We start from the raw sequence: 17303 nt of genomic DNA on the forward strand, positions 1-17303 counted from the left end.
AATATTGCCGAAATCCATCTGGAATCCAGATCGGGCTGGTCCCAATGGCCGCAAAAGATCATGCCCAGCTTTACAGGTTAGTTTGTCAGGTCGCCTCAGGCGCCACCGCCGCCCAGTCCCCGATTTCAATCAATTTTCTGGCGACCTTCGGAATGAGCTTGCGGACCGCAGAAACGGCCGCAGAACGCTCATCTTTGGGATTTACAGCGAGCACCACGGACCGAGTAATCACCGGATCGACGATCTTGACAGTCCGGACCAGCCCTTGGGAGGCTTCTTTCTGAACCGCAGACGGGGCGAGAATAGAATGCGCTTTTCCCTCTACGACCATGTTGATGATCGTTGAGAGGGAGTCCACTTCAAACCTGACGTCCAGCGCGCAACCGTGTTGTGCGACGACATCAGCCACCGAACGCCTGACATTGTTGTTGCGCATGGGAACCGCCAGGGGGAATGCATGCAGGTCGGCCAGAGATATCGCATCTTCAAACGGTGGCTCGCCGGACGGAACCACCAGACAAAGGTCTTCGCGCGCTAGCACCGTCATTCGCCCCACACTGTCTGCTGTGCGGTACAGAACCGCCAGATTGAAGCGTCCAGCCGCCATCCATTCCTCTAGCGGTCCCGTCATACCCTCGACCATCTTGAGGGACACCTTGGGCAGTTCGTGTCTCACCGCCTCAAGCAGCGGACCGCTCAGGACGCGAGCAGCTCCAGACGGAATGCCAATAGTCACCTCCCCGGCAGGGGAAGCGGCTGTGTTGGTCAATTCCACCTCGGTAAGTCGAATTTCTTTGAGAATTGCCCGCGCCCGCTCGAGCAGTTTGGCTCCTGACGCCGTCACGCTCACGCCGGTCCTGTCGCGTATCAGCAGCTGAGTGCCGAAGCCTTCCTCCAATTGGCGCACATGCAGACTCAGCGCACTCTGGGCGACATTCAGAAAGCCAGCGGCCTTGGTGAAACTGCCTGCTTCGACCACGCCAACGAAGTATCTTAACTGCCTGATTTCCACGGGTACTCTTCCGAGGGCGAACTCCAATTTATGTAATCTATCTCGAAATGCGATGGCGCGACAGCAATAATTGTGCCAGGGCGCACTAAGTCTGCTCTAAACCAGCCGCAGAAGGCTCAAACACCCAAGTCGGTTCCGGACCCCAGGCGGTAATTTCTTGGGCCCTTCGGATCACCGGTGGATCGATCATCTTTCCATCCAAGGCGAAAGCGCCTCGGCCCTGCCCTGCCGCATCTTTTTCCGCCGCGAGAACACGACGGGCCCACTCGATCTCCTGTGCGCTCGGCGAGAAGGCCTCATTGAAGATGGCCACTTGTGCCGGGTGGATCGCCAAAGCTCCGGCAAAGCCAAGCCGCCGCGCATGCGCCGCGGTTTCACGAAGTCTATGGGTGTCCGAGAACTCGCCAACGCTTCCAATAAAGCCCAAAGGGAGCAATCCGGCCGCGCGGGCAGCGAACAGCACGGCAAGGTTCGGGGCCAGGAGCAGATCAAATTCCGGGGCACCGCCGACAGCGGCACTGAAGTCTTCAGGACCAAGCGCCATTGCGACCATCCTTGGATGCGCCGACGCAATGGCCGCGAGTCTTTGCAAGGCGCCTGGGGTCTCGATCTGGGCAAGGAACCGGATGCCTCCCGGCGGAAGATTTCTTTCCCGTTCAAGTTCCGAAACCGCATTCGCGACCTCTAATACCCACTCCGCCGATTCCGTCTTCGGGAGAACCAGTGCGTTAACACCTGCCATCACCGCTGCATCGAGATCGGCCGCCAAAGCGCGCAAACCATGATTCACGCGGACCAAAACAGATGCGTTCTTCCGGCCTACCTTTGCAACGCATTCAGGAAGCTGCCGCCGTGCCGTTCCCTTCTGATCCTGGGGAACGGAGTCCTCGAGGTCGAGTATGACGCCATCTGCCCCGCGCTCATGGGCAGCCTCCACAAAGAGCGGGACGTGAGCGGGTACAAAGAGCAGGGATCTCCAGCGTGGTACAGACATCGCGCCTTCAACGGCCGGAAAGGTGTCCTTGATCATGGAGTCGCCCCTGTGATCAATGTTAGCGAGCGTGACGGCGATGGGCTTGCTGGATGGCCGATGCGCTGAGATGATCCGAGATAGACAGGCTCTTCATATACCGCGAGCAGACTCACCTTACTCAAACGCGCGCTCACGCTGACGCGGCTCTTTCGCGCAAAAGCCCTCGAACCTCCTCGCGGACAGCCTGGGTATGAGCGCCTAGAGCCGGAACTGGACGCAGCGAGGAGCGCTCAGAGTTGAAGATCGCTGCTGGCGCTATTGTAGCTACAATTCCTTTCGGTGTGCCAACCCCAACCCTCCGAACGTGAGGATGATTTGAAATATCCGCGACTTCATTCAGGCGACCATACGCCAAACCGGCCGCCTCAAGCTCCTGCATTGCTTCGTGGCAGGACAATTCGGAAAACCGCCGTTCAATGATCTCATCAAGTTCCGCGCGGTGACCGAGGCGCTCCATGTTGTCAGCAAAACCGGGAGTGCGTGTGAGCTCCGGCTGCCTAAGAAATTTCTCGCAAAAATTTACCCATTCACGGTCGTTCTGAACAGAAAAGATGACGTCTTTGCCGTCGGCGCACCGATAGGCGCCATACGGCGCGAGCGACGGGTGTTTCACGCCGGCGCGTGCCGTGTGGTAGCCGCTGTAGTCGTTTTGCAAAACCGGAACATTCATCCAGTCGGCGACGGCATCGAACAGAGACACCTGGATGCTGGTGCCTTCACCGGTGACTTCGCGGTGATAGAGGGCCTGAAGAATGGCGCTATGTGCTGTCATGCCCGCCGAAATGTCGCAAACCGAAACCCCTACACGCGCAGGCCCTTGTTGGTTGCCGGTGATCGCGCATAGACCTGTTTCGGCCTGGACGATGAGGTCATAAGCCTTCAAATGCGAATACGGCCCTGTGTTCCCGAATCCAGAGATGTCGCAGGTGATCAGCCGCGGAAAACGTCGACGGAGATCCCCAGACGCGAAACCCAGTTTTTCGATGCTGCCCGGTTTCAGATTTTGGATATAGACGTCTGCACTAGCAACGAGTGTGTCGAGAACCTCGCGGTCCGCCTCCAACCTCAGGTCTAGACAAACCGACTCCTTGCCCCGGTTGAGCCAGACGAAGTAAGCGCTCTGCCCCCGAACCAACTTGTCGTAGCTTCGGGCAAAGTCACCTTCCGGCCGTTCAATCTTGATCACTCGGGCGCCGGCATCCGCAAGGCGAGATGACGCATAAGGCGCTGCCACGGCCTGCTCCACCGCAACGACGGTGATCCCCTCAAGGCTATTCTGCATTGCCGACACACCGCCCCTTTTCAACTAACATTTTTACTTGCTCGACGGTTCAGGATGGCGAGCAACCGGTTCTGTTCGTTCCCAACGATGGAAAATGCCTCGTCGACACCCATCCCGGGCTTTGCGAGCATCATGTCTGCCTGGGTCGCCACCGATATGTGGACAGAAGCTTGGGCAGAGAGATCTGTCTCGGTACAGCTTCCTCCAACGTACGCGCCTACCTTGTTCTCCTTGCACAGGAGCACGGCATGTGCCGTGTCAGCCAATGAGCCAACATCGGGCGTCTTGATTTGAATGAGATGCGCGGCTCTCGCTTCGGCAAAGAGCCGAATATCCTCAAGCGTGTTGCACCTCTCATCGACGACAATTCGAGCAGTGGAACCTCGGCTGTCCAAAATGGATACGATCTCGGCGTAGTTCTCAATTTGAGCTTGCGTCGAACCAAAGTCCGCCGGGGACTCGATGTTGATCGTAAAACCCGGAACGGTATCGACAACCCTGCAGATAAAATCGGCGATCCGTTGCGGCTCCAGGCCGATTTCTTGACCGATCCAGCCATAGACATCGAAATGCAGCACGGGATTATACCCGGGACGGCCGATCTCGCGCGTACGCTTCGCGACCCACTTCACGAACTCCATGAAGGTCTGACCGTCTACGCCGAATTTCTGCCGTGAGTTGATCAGACCGTGGGGAAGCACATCCACCGCCTTCAAAATCATCTTGTCGACATTGACTTCGCGAGCATCGCCGCTCTGGCAGTAAATCGGGACCCGGCGCGTCGGCAGCGGTAAGTTGAATTCAGCGCATACAACCTCTGCCATTGTGGCGCGCTGGAGGTAGGCCGCGGCTCGAAGCAGCGCCTGGCTGACGCCGTACTCAATCGCGAGTGATAGCCGCTGCTGTTCGAATGGCTCGAAAACCTTCGCGCAGGCATCAAGATAAAGAGACGCATCGACATCGAGAAGCCGTGGTGCCACGACGCGCGACGTCAAATCCGAGATTTGATTAGTTTCAAACACAGGATCGCGTCCGCCAGCACCAGAGTACTGAACGCCCATCATGTCGCCCCAAACAACGGTGTCGTCCGTGAGAACAAGCCCGACGCTCAGCGAAGATGCCGGAATGCGAAGCGACGTGAACCCAGGCGTTATCGGTTCGCCGACATAGATGAAGCCGTCCTGGGTTGCGCCGGACCTAATGGCAGCTTGATCGTCATAGAAGAATGCGCCGTTGCCAGACGCAAGGAGGACGTCTTTGATCTGCACTTCGTTTCGCTCGGTTTGTTCAAGACGCAATTGTAGGCTGGCTCACTATGCGTCACCTGCCAGCCCCGCCGCCAATATAAAGTCGGAGGCGGTACCATCTGTTTTCCAGATGAAGGAGCTCGCTAGCGAGGAGGCCGACATCGCCTAACGCAATCAATGTGGGGCCAACTTCAACAGTCATCTTTCTTGCCGATGCGAAGCGCCCATTGGCTTTGGCGGATTCGCATGCCCAGCCCCTCGCCAAGCTCTTGCCATTCAGCACCGTGGCCAAAACATTTTTCGCGCTTCTAACGTCGCAGGGCCTTTCCTGGCCGGCGCTGAGCCAGACGTTCCGTGCGTGGCTTTCTTCTGCGCCGAGTCGAGAAGACATTCAGTAGCGCTGACGCTGGACCACGCGAGATCCGGTCTATGCGCGCAAGCCTCCGCAAGTTGCCGACGATCCTGAGCACCGACAATGTAGTGCGCTTTGTGGGCAACGGTGCCCTTATTGAAGTCGCGCACTGCGCTGACCACCGCCCTATGGCGCGGGGTTGCGCGCTCGGAGGCGGTGAGTCTCAAGGCGGCGGATGTCGACAGCGATCGGATGGTGACCTACGCCTCCACTGCAAGGCCGCCAAAGGATCTCACGGTCATGCTGTCGCCGCAGTTTCTCGGGTTCTTGCGGACTGGAAACTGGCAGGCCCGCTGAACTGTCAGCTCCGTCTTTTTTGCCTCTGATGCTGAACCCTCAGCTTAGGCAATGCCGACTCCGAAATATCGCGTGTGGGCGACGTCGAGGATGCGATTGATCAAGCTCGAGTAGCTGTGTCCAGCAGCGATCCCGGCTAGGACAAATTCGGAGCTCATACTGAGCCCTGGCATTGAGTTGATCTCCAATACGAAAGGTCGGCCGGAGCGGTCGATCCGGATGTCGAGGCGGGCATAATCTCGGCATTGGCAGGCACGGAAGGTCGCAACCGAAATGTTCCGCAGCAAAATCGCGAGGCTGCTCTCAATTTGCGTCGGGCAAATCGTCGTAGGCTGCTCGGCCGGGAGGTGTTTCGCTTCCCAGGTCAAAAGGCCAATCTCGCGTTCACCGAAGTCGATCTCAGCGAAGGGCAACACCTCGGGTTGCCCGTTTCCCAGTAGCGCGACATGGATTTCTCGCCCGTCGATGTATTCTTCCACGAGCGCATCCTGCGCATATTCCGTGACAATCAATTCCACTGCTTGCCTCAGTTGACCGGGCTCATGTACGAGTTGCAAACCAAAGCTGTTGTCCTCGTGACGCGGCTTGACTACCACTGGGAATCGGAGATTGCCGGCACTCTCGGTGCTGTCGCGCATGACACAAAAATTTGGCGTGGGCACGCCGCAGCTGCGCATGAGTGTCTTACTGATGACCTTGTCGTCCGTCAGCCCGTGTCCGAGTGGGCTCGACCCAGTGTATGGAACGCCCGCCATCTCAAGCATGGCTGGGACGTGGGTGAAACGGTACTCGCCCTGAATCCCCTCTGCCAAGTTGAAGACGGCTCCGGAAGGGCGGCCTTGCGGGTCGGATGGCATGAATCGTTCGAGCCTGTCGAGGAGTCCTTTGTCGCCTTCACATAACAGCGTCTCGTGACCACTGTCTTGTAGTGCCGCCACCACCCTATGGGCTGTCGCACCACTTTGCGGCCAAGGGTGCGGGGACTCTGGATAAGGCTGACCGAACCGGTTGATTACGCCAGTAAAATCACGGTTCCGGACGACTGCTATCCGCATGGGCTTCCCCTTTGCTGACTTGGCTTCTATCACGTTCATTTGCCCGACTTGCCTTGCTTGAAGGAACGGCCAGCCGCGGACCTTGCATGAAGTCTCCAGCAACTGGCGTGCCAAGGAAGGAAGCCACGTGTTTCAAGCCGCGCGGGCCGGAATACTGTACCTCAATGTATCAGATCGCACATAGAGGTCTTCAATGAGACAAGCTGAACACCTATGCGTGGATGTCGCGAGATTCGACCAAACCCTGGGCCTGGGGTAGCTGATGGGATGCGTCCGTGCTGTTGGGTATGGTCGGCTTATTAGCGCACGCCGCGAGGCCCGTCGCTTGCCTGTGTGATCGTTTTCATGCGTTCGTCTAATGCAGTAGCGAAGACACTTCTTGGTTAACTGTCGGGCGAATTGAGAAACTGCCCCCCGCATTGCCTCACGTTGATTGTTACCGAGGGTCGCCGTCCCGACGGGATGAAGCCCTGTTGTCATCCTGGTTCGGAGGCTGGGTGGCGGGGCGGGTTAGCGGCGACAAGGTTGGAATTGGTTGAAGCGATTGTCGAGCGATATCGATCGAGCTGCCGGGCCGACAAACGACGGATTTGGACGAGCTCGTCGCAGTTACCGGCCACAATCGCAACATGCGATCCGGGTGCTGCGACCTCGCGCCGTCGGTCCCACGCCCACCGGACAATATCTGCTTTATCGCCCCGAAGTTGGGAGGCGCGGGTGGCATTGTGGAGGCGTCCGATCGCCTTTGCTCGATTGCCATTTTGCTGCCGGCTCTTGAGCGGCATGGCCGGCTCGATCTGGATGGCGAATTTGGCGACAAGCTGCTGACGATCAGTGCTGCGACGATCGATCGCCTGCTTCCGGAAGTTCGTGCGGTATCGCCGGGGACAGCGCCCTCGCGCCGGACTGAGTTCTGGGGTGCGTCGGTCGCTTCCGGTGCGCAGCTTCGGCGACTGGAACGATCCGCCGCCCGGATATGTCGAGGGCGGCTTCGTTGCTCCCGGCAGCTGTGTGCAAATGATGGTCTTGACCGATATCGCCACAGGCTGGACCGAGTGCGTGCCGGTCCGGACGCGAGAAAGTGGTCTTGTCATCGCTGCCGTCGTGCGGGCCAGGTCGTTGTTCCCCTTTCCGCTTCAAGGCGTGGACTTTGACAATGATTTGCCTTCATGAATGAACTCGTGGTCTCCTGGTGCAGAAGTCGAGGATTGGAAGTGACGCGTTCCCGTGCTATCGGAAGAATGATCAGGCATGGGTCGAGCAGAAGAACGGTGCCATCGTTCGTCCTGGTCGGCTATGGTAGGTTCGTGGGCGCGGAAGCCACGGTGACGATTGTTCGTCACTATGACGCAGTGCGGCTGCACGGCAATCTCATCCAGCCCTCATTCAAGCTGCGAGAGAAGACCCGTATCGGCGCGCGTGTGATCATCTATCATCCGCCAGCGCCGCGGTCGAGCGTGTATTGGCCCATCCCGAGGTGGCGGAGGTCGTGACGTTGCCTCCAGTTTCTATCCAGTTTTGAGTTCGTTTCCGGCATTTGATTGCCTTGATGGGCGGTGGAGCGACGGGGGCTGGCGCGGAGCTTTTCGCATTGCGCAGCGCGAGCGACCGTCGCGGATTGAAGGTCTGTGCGAACTCGTTCGGCGTCGCCATCCGATCTGCGAATGAGGCCGCACGCTGTTATACAACTCGGCGACGGAACACCCACGGAACCGGCCGGAGCGCGAGCTTCTCTATCCATGGCATCCTTGGGCGGGTCGCCAGGTCCATATTCATGAAGTGATCGACAAGAACGAAGCAGAGGTTTTCCGCTGTAGTCTTTCTGGCCGGGTATCGGATCGCTGGCTGGAGGTTCCCGGGTGGATGTTCGATCGGAGCCTCAGCGCGAGCTGGCGCATCACGACTGCTCCGCACGTCTACCTTGCCGCGCTGGGCACCCTGGCGAAACTGCTCCACGACACGGGGACCCCATCGCAATCGCCGGAGATGGGCGCAGCATTGGGATGTCACGCAAATCGGGGAGATGTCCATGCCGCGCCAGCCCACGACATACCAGTTCGATCTGTTCTCGAAGCCGAACGACGCCGACGCAGTGCAGACGCCGCAATGGCAGGCGCTGCCGGCCGAGGCGCGCCGATCAGTGACGAAGCTGATGGTCAGCCTGATGCTCGGACATGTCGACGGCGAGGGTGCCGCAAAACGGGAGGGCGCGGATCATGATGCATGAGAAGATTGGGCCGCATCATCTGGAGCGCAAAGCGATCCTGTATGTGCGGCAGTCGTCAGCCCATCAGGTCCTGCACAATCGTGAGAGCAGTATGCTTCAATATGCGATGCGCGACCACCTGACGGTCCTTGGCTGGTCTCGCGTAGAGACGATCGATGACGATCTCGGCCGTTCCGCCGCCGGCGGCGTGGTACGCGCCGGCTTCGATCGGATGATCGCCGAGGTCTGTCTCGGCAAGGTCGGGGCGGTTGCGGCACGGGAGGTGTCGCGGTTTGCCCGCAACAGCCGCGACTGGCAGCAGCTTATCGAGATGTGTCGTGTCGTCGATACCGTGCTGATCGACCAGGAGACAGTCTATGCGCCGCGTCAGGGCAATGATCGGCTGCTGCTGGGATTGAAGGGCAGTCTCAACGAGTATGAACTCGATCTTCTGCGCCAGCGTTCGCTGTCGGCTCGCGACGAGAAGGCCCGCCGCGGCGAACTCGTCGTCGCAGCCCCTGTCGGCTTCGTGAAGGTCGGCGATCGACTTGAGAAGGAACCTGATCGGCGTGTGCAGGAGGCCATCACCCTTGTGTTTGATAAGGTGGCGGAACTCGGTAGTGCCCGCCAGGCCCTGCTCTGGTTCCTTGAACATGGGCTGGATTTGCCTGCCAAGCGCAACAATGGCGATGTGGTCTGGCGCAGACCAAGCTACGCGACCATCCACCGAATGATCGAGAACCCGATCTACGGCGGCGCCTATGCCTATGGTAAGACTCGTGCTGCGTCGGGGTATGATGCAACAGCCATTCGCTCGCGCAGCCGCCATAAGGCGCGAGATGAATGGCTGGCGCTGATCCCCGGTGCACACGAAGGCTACGTCGGCTGGGAAAGGGCGGAAGCGATCCGCAAGATGGTGAGCGACAACGTGCCCACGAGCCGGCATCACGGGGCGCCAAGCATGGACGCTCTGCTCGCCGGGCTTGTCCGCTGCCGGCGCTGCGGCCGCAAGCTCACGGTGCGGTACACGGGCACCAAGCACAACATTGCGCGCTATTCTTGCTGGCGGGGTCTGCTCGACAATGGCGAGCCGCGATGCATCGCCTTTGGCGGACTGCGCGTCGATGATGCGATTGAGGAGGCGCTCCTGCGAGTCGTGGAGCCGGTAGCGATTGCTGCCGCTGCCGAAGCTGAGGCGCAAGCTGCCAATCGTCGTGACCAGGTCCGGGACGCCGTCAGTCGGGATCTTGAGGCTGCCCGCTACGCTGCCGACCGGGCCTTCCGGCAATATGACGCGGGCGATCCCGAGAACCGGCTGGTCGCGGCGGAACTGGAAGCGGGTTGGAACCAGGCACTCATCCGTGTTGGTGAGATCGAGAACAAGATCACCGCGCATGATGCCGCGACGCCGAGGCCATCACCTGTGTTGGCAACGGGCATCACGGCGCTGGCCACAGACCTTCGGGCTGTCTGGTCGGCGCCAACAACAATAAAGCACTTTGTTGGTCTGGATGTTTCCCTCGACCCTACATCGGTATGCGTTCTTGACGAAGCCGGCGCCGTGGTGTGGCGTGGCAAGATTGCCTCAACACCGGAAGCTTTGACTGAAGCGATTCGCAAGGCGCGCGCGCCTGGCGCGCCGGAGAGGCAGCAAGAAAGCCCGAGTGGCGGTCGCCCGCAAATTGGCTGTGATCATGCACCGAATCGGGATCGACGGCAGCGAATTCCGCCGGCAGCCCTCGTGCTGCAGAGGCTGATGAACGTCGATCAAACAGGGTTCACGACCAAAAGCCTGCGGACGGTGCAAATAGCCGTGAAAGCCTGGCGTGAGGAGACAGCCGTTGAAATCATCACGCGAGATACCCATTCGACCTTCTTGTTCTAGAACTCGGCTGATGAAGTTTAGAGGGCAGATAACGTCTTGAGCAGCCGCCACCGAGGCGAGTCAGCAGCTCTGCTGCGTTAAGACCAGCGGCGGCCGCAAAGTCGTCTGGCGTAAAATCTTTACCTAACAGTTCTACAAATCCACCCGGCGCGCAAAGCGCCTCCGGAACGTCTGTTACATCTATCGTCGTGTATTCCATGGATATTGTTCCTATTACAGGGACCGAATATCCAGCAAGTCTAACGGATATCTTGTTTGCGCAGGCCCATGGAAGGCCATGCTTGAAGCCGATCCCGACGATTGCTATGCGGCTAGGTCGAACTGTCCGGAACGTCGCGCCGTAGCCAACAGCCTCCCGGCTGGCCAAATAGCGCACATCGAGTATTTTGGCTCGGAGGCTTGCAACGGCCATCAGCGGATTGGGTTGAATGCCAGCGTCGTTAAGTCCGTACAATGCTGCGCCCACTCGTACCATGTCGAAATGATAGCATTTACCTAACCAAACACCGGCCGAGGCAGCGAGGCTTCCTATTGTGGGCCCAAGCATATCGTAGATCGCCTCAAAGCGATTCCTTTGAAACGCATTAGTCGGGTCCGTAGAGCATTCGCTGCACGCGAGGTGGCTGAGTACGACCGAGGGCGGACACTGGTCGAAGATGCCTGCAGCATGCGCGCGACGCACGTCGGGAAAAGCTAGCCCGAGACGGGAGAATCCGGTTTCCACGTTCAGAAAGTATGTTTGTGTCCGCGTTGCACGAATAACCTCCAATTCAGCGCAATTGTTTACAACGGGTATGAGGCCTTCGGATCGATAGTACTGGTGAAATTTCGCAAATTCATCACAAAAAACCGCAATAGCCCTATCTACCTGGTTTGACCTCAGAAGCAAAGCTTCGTCTAAATTAGCGACGAAGAGCAGCTCGCAGCCGGCATCGATTAGCGCCCCTGCAACCTCTACAGCGCCAAGCCCGTAAGCGTCGCTTTTGACGACTGCGGCCACCTTTACGTACGGCCCAACGAGACCCCCGATGGTACGGAAATTTGCTTGGATCGCCTCAAGATTGATCTCAAATATAACATTTGCAGGCCGTACTAGTGGAAACATCTTCTGCTCTCCAGCTAACTCGTAGACTGCGATGCGGCCTTAGCGGTCACGCCACAAAATCAGAACCGCGCACAGATACATCAGAGCAAAATTGCGGTAATTGCGCACTAAGTCAATACGGCTAACGTAAAATCGCCTTTAAGAAAACTTCTTAAAAAGTTAACATTTACGTTGTTCTTTTATTTTCGGTAAATGTTAAATGACTGTGGATTGTTACTTGCGATTATTATGGCCATGTATTGTAGATGACTAGATGCATTCTTGCTGAAATGTTCTCGTGATTGGGAGTTATTGCTGATCGAGATGTTCTCGCTGTTCAAAACGACCCATTTGCAGAGATGTGTAGGAGGCGTTTTGGGGCCGGTCTTGCGAGACAACACGGACTTGCGAGATAGCACGGTCCTGAGACTTGCTGAATCCCGTGAAGAGAACAACACGTCGGATAGGCCGAGCCACGGTGCGCGTTGCGGAAGTTACGCGTAAACACTAGGTCTCGCGCTGGCATGTCTATGACTGGCGCAAGCAGCTTCGGAGCAACGGCCGGCGCTAGAGCCAGTGAACAGAGCGTCGACGAGTACGCGAGGTGCGCGGGCCGATTCGTCACGTTTTCTCGCCGAGCGTTTGTTGTCCCGCTGTCGCCAACCCCGGCTGAGATCGTCCAACCGCAGAATTTGGATTACCAGCGATCGCTATCCTTTCATCGCGGCCTGTCCGATTCATTGGTCAAGCCGCTGCTTTGCTGCACGCCTCATCTGGGCGCGCTCTGCAAACTTGGGCAATACGCGCGTCATGATTTGTGCCCAATCGAAGCCTCTCTGTCTCCGAAACAAGTGCCCTGGTACGAGATGTCAAGCGACACGAGGAATTGACCCCTTTACCGACACGAGGAACTGACCCCTTCATTGGTTTGCGGTTTCGTTGCTTTCGGATGCCGGTCGGGTTTTCTGCAGAAGGCCGGACCGGCGCTTTTCGCGGAGACGGTAGCTGTCGCCGCGGATGGTAATCACCGTGGAGTGGTGTAGCAGGCGGTCCAGGATCGCCGTGGCCACAACGGGATCGCCAAAAACGCTCCCCCATTCGCCCACGGAGCGATTGGAGGTGATCAGGATCGATCCCTTCTCGTAACGCCGCGACACAAGCTGGAAGAACAGGTGGGCGGCGTTGGCCTCGAAGGGCAAATAGCCCAGTTCGTCGATGATCAATAATTTCGGCCGTGACAAGGTCGTCAACTGCTTGTCGAGCGAGCCGTCGGCATGAGCCTTGGCCAACATCGCCACCAGTGTGGCCGCCGTGATGAACTGCACGTTGTAATTCTGGCAGATCGCCTCGCGGCCGAGGGCCACGGCCAGATGCGTCTTGCCCGTGCCGGGTGGGCCGAGGAACAAAAGCGTGTCGCCGTGCGCGATCCAGCGACAGGTCGCCAGTTCCCTGATCTGCTCCTGATCCAGTGAAGGCTGCGCCTCGTAGTCGAAGCCGTCCAGTTCGCGCACGAAAGGGAACTGGGCGATCTTGCTCGACATGGAGATGCGCCGCTCGTCGCGCCGGCGATCTCGCGTGACACAAGGAAGCTCAGGGCTTCCCGTAACGTCATCTTTGAGCGAGCAGCTTCGTCCAGCAACGTGTCGAGCTGATCGCGGATCGCCGTCAGCTTCAGTCGATCGAGCGTTGCGATGAGCATGTCATGATCCACGGTCGTCATCACCAGGCCCCTCCGACAACCGCCTCGTATTCCGCGAGCGGCCGCAGCAAGGCCGGCGCGATCTCAATGGGATCTGCGCGGACCGGCCCGTCAAAGCCGGCAACGCCAACAAAATGCGCCCGATCCACGATCCGTTGTCCTCTCCCCCGGCAAAGGGCGTGGTCTGCGACGACCTGGCCCGCATGACGGATGATCACGCGGCCGGCCAGAACGACGACCTGGACGCTCTCGCCAATCAGGCGCCAGGGGACCGAGTAGCTGTTCGTGTCGAGATCGATTGCGCAGTCGGCCTGGACCTTGCGGACCAGATCCCGCAACTGTCCGAACGGGGCACGGCCGGCCAGCGGGCGTAGCGCACGAGCTTCAGCGGCAAAGCGTTCCACCGGCGCGACACCGGTCGTGCCGTGTTCACGTTGATCGGCAACCTCGCGCGTCCACCGGTCCAGATGCGCCTCGAACGCTGCCCAGCTCTCGAACCGGCGTCCGGCGATCGCGTTCTTCTTGACGTAGCCGAGCCCGCGTTCGTCCTTTCCTTTCGTGCGTGCTCGATAGGGAGCACAGGCCCGCGGCGTGAAGCTCCAATACCGGGCGAAGGCATGTAGCCGCGCGTTGAATCTCACCTCGCGCGTCACCGCGTCATGGTGTTCGACCAGCGCCTTCGCATTGTCGATCAGGACTTCCCCTGGAACGCCCCCGAACCGCAGGAAAGCGCCTTCCATTCCTTCGAACCAGTCTGCCTGGCGCTGACGCTGCGAGGCCCGGATACATCCGACGCGAATAGCCAAGCGTTCCGACAAACACATGGATCCGCACCCGCTCGCCGCCGATCCATACCCGCGTGTCGCCGAAGTCGATCTGCATCTGATGACCCGGCGCTGTCTCGAAGCGCACCGTCGCTCGCTTCTGCGCCTTCAGTTCCCGACGCCAATGCTGCACCCGGCGTTCTACCGACCGCAGGCTTATAATGATCCCATGTTCACCCGCCAGTTCCTGGCGAATGACGTCCGCGTTGCCCTCATGCCGGAAGAAGCGTTCCCGCAACCAGTTATCGAGCCCGTCGAGCGCCGACACGCGCGGCCGGCCTCGATACGTAATGACACCACCCTCGCGAAGGTAGCGACGTACCGTATTGCGCGCGCAGCCGAATTCCTTGGCGATCCGCTTCGCGCCCCAGCCACATTGATGCAGGCGCACCATCGACATCACTTCCTCCGCCTGCAGCATCGTCTCTCCCTGCATCGTTCTCGACAATGCAGGTGTCACCGAAATCTCGATCGCCATCTATGGGTCCTCTCAAAAGAGAGGGGTCAGTTCTTTGTGCGTTAGGGGGTCAATTGTGCATGTCGCCCGACACGAGACAGCGGTGGTCTTGGTGTCGGAACTACCGGATGCCCTCGTCGGGTCTCGTCAACGAGGTTCAGAGCGTGCATCAACAGCAGCAATCCCAGGAATCGGTCAAACAAAGCGGCAGTCCGCTTCAGGTTCACCGCCGCTGCAGTGAGCTCGGTTTGGATATTTATATTGGCGAGACCCTGTCGGATCGCTCGGGCGGTTATCGGACCAACGCCGGGGATTGTTGCCCCGCCCCACGTCTTCATCCTCTCGGCACGCGTGCAATCTCGGCATCGAGCTGCTTGATCCTTTCCTCCAGCTCAGCGTATAGACCAGATGGTGAGGGCCAGGCGGGCTTCGGGCAGGTCGCACTCAGGTTTCCATCAGCTTGGCGGTGGTGAGAAGGGGCTGGGCAATGACCAGTCAATATTCTGCGAGATGGCCGCGCAAGGCGTTGATCGTCTGGGTGCGCTGCCGCACCAGCAGAGCCCGGACCCGCACTCGCCTGCTTATCCTCACTGTTCACGGCGACAAAGCGCATGGTCGGCCGCTGCGCGGCCTCGCAGATAGCCTCGGCATCGGCGGCCTACGAAAGGCTTCAAATAGGATGGCGGCATCAGACGAACGGAGTGCCCGAGCTTGTCGATCTCGCGCGCCCAGTGATGCGCCCAGCACAGGCCTCCATGGCGACCAAGCAGGCCGGCTGCCCAGCGAGAAACGCAAGCACCTTGTCGCGTCGCAGTTGCTTACGGATAACTATGGCGCCCGCCGCATCCGCTCCATGCGCCTGAATCACATTCTTCACTAGGTCCAACCCGGTGTTAACTTCATTGTGGACGCTCCCTCTCTTAAGGGCTGTCAAACACCACCATTCTGGCACATCGATGCCGTCGAGGGGCGTCAAGCCCATCACTATCTGCCGCGGACGGTCAGCACGCGTTGGCCATGTCGACGTCATCTGCAAGCCTGGATCATTCTTGATTCTAGAAACGGCGTTGCGCCGGCCGCCGAATTCGCCGCAGGCTGCTGAGCAAACACCTGCTAGACCCCGAAGCGGACACGCCGTTCGAACCTGGTCATCGGCAACCGATATTGCATGCCTGCCTTCTTATTAAACGAAGGCGTTCAGAGTTCTTGGCGGTCAGAACGCTATGCAGGGAAACGGAAGGGAGGAGAGTTCACGGATCCCGACCATCTACCGGACGGGGTTGTACGACTCGGGACGCGTTACGAGAATTGGGCCGCATACTCTTCATCGAGCGACGTGGCCTTCTTTCGCAGTAAGCGCACAGTCTCCCGTGACCCGCCGAGGCCAGCCATCTGAAGACGCGACGGCACGGGTCGAGACATTATATTGGCGAATCGAAGACAGGTTGGTGCATACTGCAGAGCGAAGAAACGTAAACTCGGCGCCAAGTCGCTGAATACTCACACTAGGCTGAACAATGAGCAACCCGCCACATCTTACGTTTGACCCCGACAAGCCCGGCACGAGCAAAGGGCATCTTGTTGTTCCAAAAGGCGCCGACTGCGAAGCTCTTTCGCTTCCGGTTTTCAGCCTGAACAAAGGTGATGGACCTCGTCTCCTTATCACTGGTGGATGTCACGGCAATGAATTGGAGGGGCCACTTGTTGCGCAACGGCTTATTGCATGGCTGCCCGAAGCGCAAATCTGTGGGAGGATTATCATCGTTCCCGTTCTCAATCCGCCGGCCGTGCAGGCTTTCAGTCGCAATACGCCGATCGATGGATTGAACCTCAACCGAGTGTTTCCGGGCCGTGCCGAGGGGTCGCTAACCGAACGAATCGCGGATGCCGTTTCCCGCCTGTTGTTGCCGATGGCCGACACCGTATTTGATCTGCACAGCTTCGGACCAATCTGGGACTTTCCACCATCGACGACGACGCATCCCATTGCAGATCCCGCTCTCATGATCAAGACAATCAGAATGGCAGAGGCGTTCAAATTACCTATGACGTTGGTCTGGGATCATCCAGATACGCCCGGAATGTTTGATATCTCGGCCCACAACCAAGGTAAGGTATTCGTCTGTGTTGAACTGGGCGGCGGCATTATCGGCGATGAAGCTCTCGCGATCTACGACGCTGGAGTACGCAACGCACTCATCTCGCTGGGAGTCGTCGAGGGAAAAGCCGAGTATCCGACCTTCCGTCGACGGAGGTCCGGCCAGACACTTCATACGCGGCGCCCAGCCGATGAACTGAAATCGCCTCTGCCGGGTATCTTCGAACCTCGTTGCTCGATGTTGGGCGAAGTGAAGCAGGGAGATCTCATTGGCATCCTGCATCCGATGGACTCTTCGTCGGCAAATTCCAGTGATATCCGGTCGCCTGGCCCTTCCATCGTCTGCGGTGTTCGATCCGGGGGCTATGTCGAAGTCGGCGAATGGTTAGCGCTCTTGGCGCGACCGCTGAATCGTTGAAATCAAGTTCGCCGAAATCGTGCCTTCTGGTAACCGCTGTTCTCAGGCCACGGCTTTGAGCGGCATGGGTCTGTAGGCCCAAGGCAGCAGATCTGGCTTAGTGGATGGCCGGCGACGATCCGGGCGATCACGTCAGCGAGGTAGGTGTGAGGCTCGACGCCGTTTAGCTTGCATGTTTATGCCGACCGGCGAACTATGCCGAGTGAGCAAGTTTTTACCAACACTTTCCTCAACATAGCGGTAGCTGGATCGGCATAGCTTAGGCTCTCTCCGTCGCAATTGACGCGAAGGAGA

The 17303-nt window shown here is 58.8% G+C and carries 10 protein-coding genes and 4 pseudogenes; 3 read left to right on the plus strand and 11 right to left on the minus strand.

The genetic code is table 11. The features are described 5' to 3' along the window. Nucleotides 1–85: 85 nt before the first annotated feature. The 6 genes from EN861_RS08675 to EN861_RS35345 form a co-directional block, all read right to left on the minus strand. Nucleotides 86–1012 (minus strand): LysR family transcriptional regulator, encoded by a 927-nt coding sequence (locus EN861_RS08675; RefSeq protein WP_128314956.1) that lies wholly within the window; start codon nucleotides 1010–1012, stop codon nucleotides 86–88. A gap of 85 nt (nucleotides 1013–1097) precedes the next feature. Further along, nucleotides 1098–2042, minus strand: coding sequence for a CoA ester lyase (locus tag EN861_RS08680; protein WP_245501519.1), 945 nt, complete (start codon nucleotides 2040–2042; stop codon nucleotides 1098–1100). 133 nt (nucleotides 2043–2175) lie between these two features. Next, a complete protein-coding gene (locus EN861_RS08685) occupies nucleotides 2176–3327 on the minus strand; it encodes a CaiB/BaiF CoA-transferase family protein (RefSeq protein ID WP_135863275.1) in 1152 nt (383 codons plus the stop codon). A 20-nt stretch (nucleotides 3328–3347) separates the two neighbouring features. Next, entirely contained in the window at nucleotides 3348–4595 is a 1248-nt protein-coding gene (locus tag EN861_RS08690) for a methylaspartate ammonia-lyase (protein ID WP_128314958.1), read from the minus strand. A gap of 732 nt (nucleotides 4596–5327) precedes the next feature. Continuing rightward, complete coding sequence (locus EN861_RS08700) at nucleotides 5328–6338, minus strand: hypothetical protein (protein ID WP_128314960.1); 1011 nt, start codon at nucleotides 6336–6338, stop codon at nucleotides 5328–5330. Between the two features lie 476 nt (nucleotides 6339–6814). Then, entirely contained in the window at nucleotides 6815–7381 is a 567-nt protein-coding gene (locus EN861_RS35345) for a hypothetical protein (protein WP_189343588.1), read from the minus strand. A 986-nt stretch (nucleotides 7382–8367) separates the two neighbouring features. Here EN861_RS35345 and EN861_RS08710 point away from each other — a divergent pair. Together EN861_RS08710 and EN861_RS08715 are read left to right on the plus strand one after the other, a co-directional pair. Then, complete coding sequence (locus EN861_RS08710) at nucleotides 8368–8565, plus strand: hypothetical protein (protein ID WP_128314882.1); 198 nt, start codon at nucleotides 8368–8370, stop codon at nucleotides 8563–8565. Beyond that, nucleotides 8555–10033, plus strand: a pseudogene (locus tag EN861_RS08715) (recombinase family protein); the annotation flags it as partial. The gene EN861_RS08710 and the pseudogene EN861_RS08715, both read left to right, overlap by 11 nt. Nucleotides 10034–10394: 361 nt before the next feature. Here the strand turns inward: EN861_RS08715 and alr are convergent. From alr to EN861_RS36130, 4 genes and pseudogenes are all read right to left on the minus strand, one after another. Next, on the minus strand, nucleotides 10395–11534 hold the full coding sequence (gene alr / locus EN861_RS08725) for an alanine racemase (RefSeq protein ID WP_128314881.1): 1140 nt from the start codon (nucleotides 11532–11534) through the stop codon (nucleotides 10395–10397). Between the two features lie 899 nt (nucleotides 11535–12433). Next, nucleotides 12434–13233, minus strand: a pseudogene (gene istB, locus EN861_RS08730) (IS21-like element helper ATPase IstB). Continuing rightward, nucleotides 13233–14514 (minus strand): annotated as a pseudogene (gene istA, locus EN861_RS08735) (IS21 family transposase). Before istA ends, istB begins: the two co-directional pseudogenes overlap by 1 nt. A gap of 477 nt (nucleotides 14515–14991) precedes the next feature. Then, nucleotides 14992–15379: pseudogene (locus EN861_RS36130) on the minus strand (IS110 family transposase); the annotation flags it as partial. Nucleotides 15380–16010: 631 nt separating this feature from the next. Between EN861_RS36130 and EN861_RS08750 the strand changes: the two are divergent. After that, complete coding sequence (locus EN861_RS08750) at nucleotides 16011–17009, plus strand: succinylglutamate desuccinylase/aspartoacylase family protein (protein ID WP_128314879.1); 999 nt, start codon at nucleotides 16011–16013, stop codon at nucleotides 17007–17009. Between the two features lie 2 nt (nucleotides 17010–17011). On the opposite strand, the gene EN861_RS36745 is transcribed toward EN861_RS08750, so the two are convergent. Further along, entirely contained in the window at nucleotides 17012–17140 is a 129-nt protein-coding gene (locus tag EN861_RS36745) for a hypothetical protein (RefSeq protein WP_292251445.1), read from the minus strand. Nucleotides 17141–17303 lie beyond the last annotated feature (163 nt).

Origin of the sequence: Mesorhizobium sp. M8A.F.Ca.ET.218.01.1.1 (assembly GCF_004791165.1) — a bacterium.
Classification (GTDB): Bacteria; Pseudomonadota; Alphaproteobacteria; order Rhizobiales; family Rhizobiaceae; genus Mesorhizobium.

Bases quoted from the DNA above. Each gene is read 5' to 3' on its own strand.
- EN861_RS08680 (WP_245501519.1), bottom strand. From the start codon at position 2,042: ATGATCAAGGACACCTTTCCGGCCGTTGAAGGCGCGATGTCTGTACCA.
- EN861_RS08685 (WP_135863275.1), bottom strand. From the start codon at position 3,327: ATGCAGAATAGCCTTGAGGGGATCACCGTCGTTGCGGTGGAGCAGGCC.
- EN861_RS08700 (WP_128314960.1), bottom strand. From the start codon at position 6,338: ATGCGGATAGCAGTCGTCCGGAACCGTGATTTTACTGGCGTAATCAAC.
- EN861_RS08710 (WP_128314882.1), top strand. From the start codon at position 8,368: ATGCCGCGCCAGCCCACGACATACCAGTTCGATCTGTTCTCGAAGCCG.
- alr (WP_128314881.1), bottom strand. From the start codon at position 11,534: ATGTTTCCACTAGTACGGCCTGCAAATGTTATATTTGAGATCAATCTT.
- EN861_RS08750 (WP_128314879.1), top strand. From the start codon at position 16,011: ATGAGCAACCCGCCACATCTTACGTTTGACCCCGACAAGCCCGGCACG.